General features: G+C 70.4%; 7 protein-coding genes. 6 read left to right on the forward strand and 1 reads right to left on the reverse strand.

Annotated elements, in window-relative coordinates; all coding sequences use genetic code 11:
* From gspD to AC1D01_RS14185, 4 genes are all read left to right on the forward strand, one after another.
* On the forward strand, positions 1 to 1,234 hold a 1,234-nt coding region (gene gspD / locus AC1D01_RS14170; protein WP_477867221.1), incomplete at its 5' end, for a type II secretion system secretin GspD.
* A gap of 4 nt (positions 1,235 to 1,238) precedes the next feature.
* Positions 1,239 to 2,660 carry a type II secretion system ATPase GspE gene (gene gspE, locus AC1D01_RS14175; RefSeq protein WP_477867223.1) on the forward strand — a complete coding sequence of 474 codons (1,422 nt, stop codon included), beginning with the start codon at positions 1,239 to 1,241 and terminating at the stop codon, positions 2,658 to 2,660.
* Positions 2,661 to 2,665: 5 nt separating this feature from the next.
* Complete coding sequence (gene gspF / locus AC1D01_RS14180; protein WP_477867225.1) at positions 2,666 to 3,880, forward strand: type II secretion system inner membrane protein GspF; 1,215 nt, start codon at positions 2,666 to 2,668, stop codon at positions 3,878 to 3,880.
* A gap of 215 nt (positions 3,881 to 4,095) precedes the next feature.
* Positions 4,096 to 5,100 carry an AAA family ATPase gene (locus AC1D01_RS14185; protein ID WP_477867227.1) on the forward strand — a complete coding sequence of 335 codons (1,005 nt, stop codon included), beginning with the start codon at positions 4,096 to 4,098 and terminating at the stop codon, positions 5,098 to 5,100.
* Positions 5,101 to 5,112: 12 nt separating this feature from the next.
* On the opposite strand, the gene AC1D01_RS14190 is transcribed toward AC1D01_RS14185, so the two are convergent.
* The gene (locus tag AC1D01_RS14190; RefSeq protein ID WP_477867229.1) at positions 5,113 to 5,940 is read right to left on the reverse strand and encodes a MipA/OmpV family protein; all 828 of its coding nucleotides are present in this window, start codon (positions 5,938 to 5,940) and stop codon (positions 5,113 to 5,115) included.
* An 87-nt stretch (positions 5,941 to 6,027) separates the two neighbouring features.
* Between AC1D01_RS14190 and AC1D01_RS14195 the strand changes: the two genes are divergently transcribed.
* Together AC1D01_RS14195 and AC1D01_RS14200 are read left to right on the forward strand one after the other, a co-directional pair.
* Positions 6,028 to 6,699, forward strand: a complete 672-nt coding sequence (locus tag AC1D01_RS14195) for a response regulator (protein WP_477867231.1) — start codon at positions 6,028 to 6,030, stop codon at positions 6,697 to 6,699.
* Between the two features lie 14 nt (positions 6,700 to 6,713).
* Positions 6,714 to 7,538: histidine kinase dimerization/phospho-acceptor domain-containing protein (locus AC1D01_RS14200; RefSeq protein WP_477867233.1), on the forward strand; the 825-nt coding region annotated here is incomplete at its 3' end.

Below are 7,538 nucleotides of genomic sequence, written 5' to 3' on the forward strand. Positions count from 1 at the left end.
GTCGCAGGCCGCCAACCCCAACAGCCAGCAGGGCGGCCCCGGCGGCGGCCAGGCGGTCGCGCCGCTCACCCCGTCGGCCGCACCGTCGACCGGCGGCATGATCCAGGCCGACCCGGCCAGCAACTCGCTGATCATCACGGCGCCCGAGCCGGTCTACAAGCAGCTGCGCGCGGTGATCGACCAGCTCGACTCGCGCCGTGCGCAGGTCTACATCGAGAGCATGATCGTCGAGGTGACCGGCGACAACGCGGCCGAGGCCGGCTTCCAGTGGCAGGGCCTGATCGGCAAGAGCGGCGACTCCACCGGCATCGTCGGCGGCACCAACTTCACGCCGAAGAGCGGCAAGGGCAACCTGGTGCAGATCGATGCGACCGGCGTGGCCGCCGGCCTCGGCGAAGGCTTCAACATCGGCGTGATCCGCAAGTTCGCCGGCCAGTACGGGCTGGCGGCGATCGCCAACCTGCTGCAGAGCCAGACCAACAGCAACATCATCTCGACCCCGAACCTGATCACGCTCGACAACGAGGAAGCGAAGATCATCGTCGGCAGCAACGTGCCGTTCATCACCGGCCAGTTCACCAACACCGGCACCGCCACCACCAGCCCGTTCCAGACGGTGGAGCGCAAGGACGTCGGCATCACGCTGAAGATCAAGCCGCAGATCGGCGAGAACGGTGCGGTGCGCATGACGATCTTCCAGGAGTCGTCGAGCCTGTCCGACAAGGTCGCGCCCGGCACCACCAGCGCCGGCCCGTCGACCAACAAGCGCTCGATCGAATCGACGGTGGTCGTCGACGACGGCGAGATCATCGTGCTCGGCGGCCTGATCGAAGACCGGTTCACCGAGACCAACAACAAGGTGCCGCTGCTCGGCGACATCCCGGTGCTGGGTGCCCTGTTCCGCAGCACCAGCCGCCAGAAGACGCGCACCAACCTGATGGTGTTCCTGCGCCCGATCGTGATGCGCGATGCGGCGACCTCGAACTCGGTCTCGCTGGACCGCTACGAGACCATCCGTGCGCAGCAGAAGGCCGAGCAGCCGCGCAACAGCTGGATCACGCCGATCAACGAATCGCCGGTGCTGCCGCCGCTGAACACGCTGCAGGATTCGTCGAAGGCGCTGAGCGCACCGGCACCGAAGCCGATCCGCAATCCGGCGCTGCCGGCGGCGCCCGCGTCGGGCGCCTCGGCCCCCGATCCGGCCGATCCGGCCGCCAGCCAGCCGGGGCAGTAACACCATGGGCTCACGTCACCCCCTGCCCTACGCCTACGCGAAGGCACACACGCTGTTGTTGGAAGACGACGGCGAGCGCTTGGTGCTGTGGGCGCCCGAGACGGTGTCGATGCCGGCGCTCAGCGAGGTGCTGCGGCTGTACTCGATCGACGCGCTGGAACGCGAGCCGTCGTCGACGCTGGTCAACCGCATCGCCGCCGCCTATGCCGGTGCCGAATCGAGCGCGGCCGTCGTGATCGGCGAGGTCGAGAGCAAGGTCGACCTGAGCCGCATGATGCAGGACCTGCCGGCCATCGAGGACTTGCTCGAGGCCTCGAACGACGCGCCGATCATCCGCATGCTGAACGCGCTGCTGACGCAGGCCGCGAAAGACGGCGCGAGCGACATCCACATCGAGCCCTACGAGCGCTCGAGCTCGGTGCGCTTCCGCGTGGATGGCACGCTGCGCGAGGTGGTGCAGCCGAACAAGGCGCTGCACGCGGCGCTGATCTCGCGGCTGAAGATCATGGCCGAGCTCGACATCGCCGAGAAGCGGCTGCCGCAGGACGGCCGCATCTCGCTGCGCATCGGCGGCCGCGCGGTCGACGTGCGGGTGTCGACGCTGCCGTCGGCGCACGGCGAACGCGCTGTGCTGCGGCTGCTCGACAAGGGCGAATCGAAATTCACGCTCGAAGGCCTGGGCATGGGCGGCGACACGCTGCAGCGCTTCAATGCGCTGGTGCAGCAGCCGCACGGCATCGTGCTGGTGACCGGCCCGACCGGCTCGGGCAAGACGACGACGCTGTATGCGTCGCTCGGCCGCGTCGACACCGCGACGACCAACGTGCTGACGGTGGAAGACCCGATCGAGTACGACCTCGGCGGCATCGGCCAGACGCAGGTCAACGCCAAGATCGACCTGACCTTCGCGAAGGCGTTGCGCGCGATCCTGCGGCAGGATCCGGACGTCATCATGATCGGCGAGATCCGCGACTTCGAGACCGCGCAGATCGCGGTGCAGGCCTCGCTGACGGGCCACCTGGTGCTCGCCACGCTGCACACCAACGACGCGCCGAGCGCGGTGACCCGGCTCACCGACATGGGCATCGAGCCCTTCCTGCTGAGCTCCAGCCTGCTGGGCGTGCTCGCGCAGCGGCTGGTGCGCAAGCTGTGCCCGCACTGCAAGAAGCAGGACGCCAAGGGCCGCTGGCACCCGGTGGGCTGCAGCGAATGCGGCAACTCCGGCTACAAGGGCCGCACCGGCGTCTACGAGCTGATGGTGGCCGACGACAAGGTGCGCGCGCTGATCCACAGCCGGGCGGCCGAATCGCAGGTGTTCGTCGCCGCCGAGGCCGGCGGCATGCGCTCGATGCGCGAGGACGGCGAGCGGCTGGTGCGTGAAGGCGTGACCTCGCTCGAAGAGGTCATGCGCGTCACGAAAGACTAGCGACCATGCCCGCCTACAAGTTCGAGGCGATCGACGCCGCCGGCAAGACCAACAGCGGCCTGCTGGAGGCTGACAACGCGAAGGCCGCACGCGCGCAGTTGCGCGCGCAGGCGCTGGTGCCGCTGGAGGTGACGCAGGTGGCCTCGGCCGGCACGCAGCCGACCGGGCTGAAGATGGTGCGCCGCGTGTTCAGCTCGACCGGGCTGGCGGTGTGGACGCGCCAGCTGGCCGGGCTGGTCGGCTCGGGGCTGCCGCTGGAGCGGGCGCTGACGGCGCTCAGCGACGAGGCCGAAGACCCGAAGCAGCGCGAGCTGATCGCCCACCTGCGCAGCGAGGTCAACGGYGGCTCGCCGTTCGCGCGTGCGCTGGCCGGGGCGCCGCGCGAGTTCGACGACGTGTACCGCGCGGTGGTGGGTGCCGGCGAGCAGAGCGGTGCGCTCGGCCGCGTGCTGGAGCGATTGGCCGACGACCTGGAGGAGCGGCAGCAGCTGAAGTCGAAGATCATCGGCGCGACGCTGTACCCGGCGATCGTCTCGCTGATCGCGGTGGTGATCGTGATCTTCCTGGTGACCTACGTGGTGCCGCAGGTGGCCTCGGTGTTCACCAGCTCGAAGCGGGCGCTGCCGCTGATCACCACGATGATGCTGAACATCAGTGCCTTCCTGCGCAGCTACGGCTGGCTGCTGCTGCTGGCGATCATCGGCGGCGTGATGACCTTGCGGCTGATGCTGCGCAACGCGCTGTTCCGCGAGCAGTTCGACGCGAGCTGGCTGACGCTGCCGCTGGTGGGCAAGCTCTCGCGCGGCTACAACGCGGCGCGCTTCGCCGGGACGCTCGCGATGCTGGCGAACGCCGGCGTGCCGATCCTGAAGGCGCTGCAGGCGGCGGCGGAGACGCTGTCGAACCACGCGATGCGTGCCGATGCGATGGATGCGCTGGTGCAGGTGCGCGAAGGCGCGCCGTTCGCATCGGCGCTGGCCGCGAAGAAGCGCTTTCCGGGGATCCTGTCGATGTTCGCGCGGCTGGGCGAGCAGACCGGCCAGCTGCCGCAGATGCTCGACCGGGCCGCCAAGCAGCTGGGCCAGGAAGTGCAACGCCGCGCGATGGCGATGGCGACCATCCTGGAGCCGCTGCTGATCGTCGCGATGGGTGGGGCGGTGATGTTGATCGTGCTGGCGGTGCTGCTGCCGATCATCCAGCTGAATACCTGGGTGAAGTAGAGCCCCCACGTCGCTGCGCTCCTGCCCCCCCGAGGGGGCGCCACCCAAGGGGCCTGGCAAAGCCAGTTCCCCGGGTGTTGCTGGATCACGCTCTGGCATGCGTCCTGCATGTCGGCACCACCAGAACTGGGTGGTGTTCCGGGTTTTCATCGAGTGCTGACTTCCGGACACCTTTGCTTCAATGAACGCCAAGGTCTGCGTCCTCTGGAGGTCACATGAGCGCATCCAAGCAGTTGGTCCCGGTGTCGTCATCCACGCGAGGCGGCATTCCGATTGCCCGCATGCGCAGCCTCTACCGGGTCGACGAGGTCGGCCGCAAGCTCGACAAGCTGCCGCACAAGGAGCACGAGAGCCTGCGCTCCACCTACGAGCGCATGCTCGAGAAAGGCCCGGAGCGCTTCCAGGTGAAACCGTCCGGCCTGCCGGCGATGGACCACCTCTACGACGAGCTGCCGAACTTCAGCGAGGTGCTCGACGACGTGAAGCGCCAACTCGCGCTGTGCGAGGACAGCCGCGACGCGCTCGAGATCACCCCGCTGCTGCTGCTCGGCCCGCCCGGCGTCGGCAAGACCCACTTCGCGCGCGAACTCTCGCAGCTGCTCGGCACCGGCATGGGCTTCATGTCGATGAGTTCGATGACCGCCGGCTGGGTGCTGAGCGGCGCCTCCAGCCAGTGGAAGGGCGCCCGCCCCGGCAAGGTGTTCGAGACCCTGGTCGACGGCCAGTACGCGAACCCGGTGATGGTGGTCGACGAGATCGACAAGGCCGGCGGCGAACACGCCTACGACCCGCTCGGCGCGCTGTACAGCCTGCTCGAGCACGACACCGCCGGCAGCTTCGTCGACGAGTTCGCCGAGGTGCCGATCGACGCCAGCCAGGTGATCTGGGTCGCCACCGCGAACGACGGCCGGGCGATCCCCGACCCGATCCTCAACCGCATGAACGTCTACGAGGTGCAGGCGCCCGACCGCGACGCGGCGCGCCGCATCGCCGCCCGGCTGTACGACGGCATCCGCCGCGACCACGCCTGGGGCGAGCGCTTCGAGGCCGAGCCGCGCGGCGAGGTGCTCGACCGCATGGGCGAGATGGCGCCACGCGAGATGCGCCGCGCCTGGATGACCGCGTTCGGCAACGCGAAGCTCGCACACCGCGACCACGTCGTCTGCGACGACCTGCCCGAATCCGGCAGCAGGAAGTCGACGATCGGCTTCATGCAATAGCGGCGCAGGCGCTCAGAACAGGTACGCCAGCCCGACGTAGCCGGTCGCGCCGGTCTTCTTCGCGACGATCGGGCTGTTCTTCGCATCGCCGCCCAGCGCGCTGACGCCGGCCGAGGCGCGCAGCTTCAGGTCGGATTGCAGCGCGTACTCGGCCCCGACGCCCAGGTCGACCTTGTGCAGGCCGGCCTTCGGCGTGTAGACGGCGTAGCCGCTGGCGGCCGACTGCTCGGGCGTCACGCCGAAGTAGGCCTGCAGGTAGCGCTGGTCGGCCCAGCTGGCGCCGGCATTCAGGCTCAGCGCGAACGCGTCGCTCAGCGGCACCGGCCACGACACGCCGAGATCGACCTGGGCACCGCGGTGGCCGCGCTGGCCGRGCGACTTGCGGTAGGTCAGCCCGAGCGGCCCGTAGCCCGCCGTCACGCCGGCTTCGGCACTGGCGCGCACGTCGCCCATGCCGCGCAGGCGGTCGTCCCCGGCGGCCGGGCCGAGGCCCGACACGTTCCGGTCCTTGCGGCCGGGGTCGGCGCCCAGCAGCAGGCCGGCACRCAGCGCGTCCTGCTCGAAGAAGGTCCAGCCGAGACCGGTGTGGTCAAGGTCGACGTGGCCCCAGTCCGCCGTGCGGTAGCTGAGCGACAGGTCCGGCGCGGCGATCGTGCGGCGGTTCGGGCTGCCTTCGTAGCGGGGCATCGTCGCCACCCCCAGGCTCAGGCTGCCGCTCAGGCCGAGGGGCGGGGCCGGCGGCGTCTGCGACTGGGCGCATGACGGCAGGGTCGTCGCGACGAGGGCGGCGGCCAGCAGCGACGGTTGGAACAGGGTGCGGGCGATCAGGGATTTCGGCATGGGGGACAGGGGTGGCATGGGATGGCGGCACTGTGCCCGCCGCCACCTTAGGGAATGCCCAGGGTCGCCCCACTAGACTGCGCTGCCATGCACCTCCTCCTCGTCGAAGACGACCTCGAACTGGGCGCCGAACTGCAGCGCGCGCTGGCCGGCCACGGGCTGACCAGCGAATGGGTGCGCAGCGTCGCCCATGCGCAGGCCCTGACGGCCACCGCGGCCGACGACGCACTGCCCTTCGCCTGCGTGCTGCTCGACCTGGGCCTGCCCGACGGAGAAGGCCTGCACCTGCTGCAGCGCTGGCGCCGGGCCGGGCTGAAGCTGCCGGTCATCGTGCTGACGGCCCGCGACGCGCTCGACGCCCGCGTGTCCAGCCTCGACGCCGGGGCCGACGACTACGTGATCAAGCCGGCCGCCCCGCAGGAGCTGGCCTCGCGCATCCGCGCCGTCACGCGGCGCAGCGGCGGGCATGCCTCGGCGGTGTGGACGGTGGGCGCGCTGCAGATCGACAGCCTGCGCCGCGAGGTGCGGGTGGACGGCGCGCTGACCGCGCTGTCGCCGAAGGAATTCCAGATCGTCGCCGAGCTGGCCCGGCATGCCGGCGAGGTGGTGTCCAAGCACCGCCTCGCCCGCGCAGTGATGCCGCTGAACGAGCCGATGGAGTTCGGCGCGCTCGAATGGCACATCCACAACCTGCGCCGCAAGCTCGGCGAGGGCTGCATCCGCACCGTGCGCGGCGTCGGCTACAGCGTCGTCGAATGATGGGCCGCCTGGCCATGCCGTCGCTGACCACGCCGTCGATCACGCGGCGGCTGCTGCTGGCGCTGCTGGTGGCCTACGTGCTGGCCTGGGGCACGATGCTGGTGCTGGCCCACCTCAGCATGGTGGCCACCGGCTCCGGCGAATTCGACAAGGAGATGCGCAGCGTCGGCGAGGTGGTCGAGCAGGTGCTGGCCGACGCGGCGCTGCCGACCGATGCGGCGCTGCGCGGCGCCGCGCTGAAGATCGCCGCCCACGGGCAGCGCGTCGGTGCCGACGGCGGCTACCTCGGGTTCCAGGTGCATGACGCCGCCGGCCGCCTGATCGCGCGCGGCGGCAGCGAGAACGCGCCGCTGGCCGACGATGGCCGGCTCGGCTTCTTCGTGGTGGGCGAGGGACCGGACGCCCAGCATGTGTACCGGCGCTGGACGGCCGACCACGCCCGCCGCGTCGACGTGCAGCAGTCGGTCGCGGCGCGCGACCAGGTGCTGAGCGCCGGCCTGTCGAGCGCGGTGACGGTGGCGCAGCTGCTGGTCGGCTTTCCGATGCTGCTGCTGCCGGTGTGGCTGGCGGTGCGCACCGGCCTGCGCCCGCTGCTGAGCCTGTCGCAGGACCTGGCCGCGCGCTCGCCGGCCGACCTGCAGCCGGTGCGGGTCGAGCAGCCTTATCGCGAACTGCGGCCGGTGGTCGACGAACTGAACGGCACGCTGGCGCGGCTGCAGGCGCTGCTGCAGCGCGAGCGGGCCTTCCTGGCCGATGCGGCGCACGAGTTGCGCACGCCGCTGGCGGTGATCGCCGCGCAATGCGACACGCTGAAGCACAGCCGCGACACCGCCGAGCGC

Source organism: Rhizobacter sp. P3_B12 (genome assembly GCF_056402895.1).

Excerpts from the sequence above, each read along its gene's own strand:
- gspE (WP_477867223.1), top strand. The coding sequence starts at position 1,239 with ATGGGCTCACGTCACCCCCTGCCCTACGCCTACGCGAAGGCACACACG.
- AC1D01_RS14185 (WP_477867227.1), top strand. The coding sequence starts at position 4,096 with ATGAGCGCATCCAAGCAGTTGGTCCCGGTGTCGTCATCCACGCGAGGC.
- AC1D01_RS14195 (WP_477867231.1), top strand. The coding sequence starts at position 6,028 with ATGCACCTCCTCCTCGTCGAAGACGACCTCGAACTGGGCGCCGAACTG.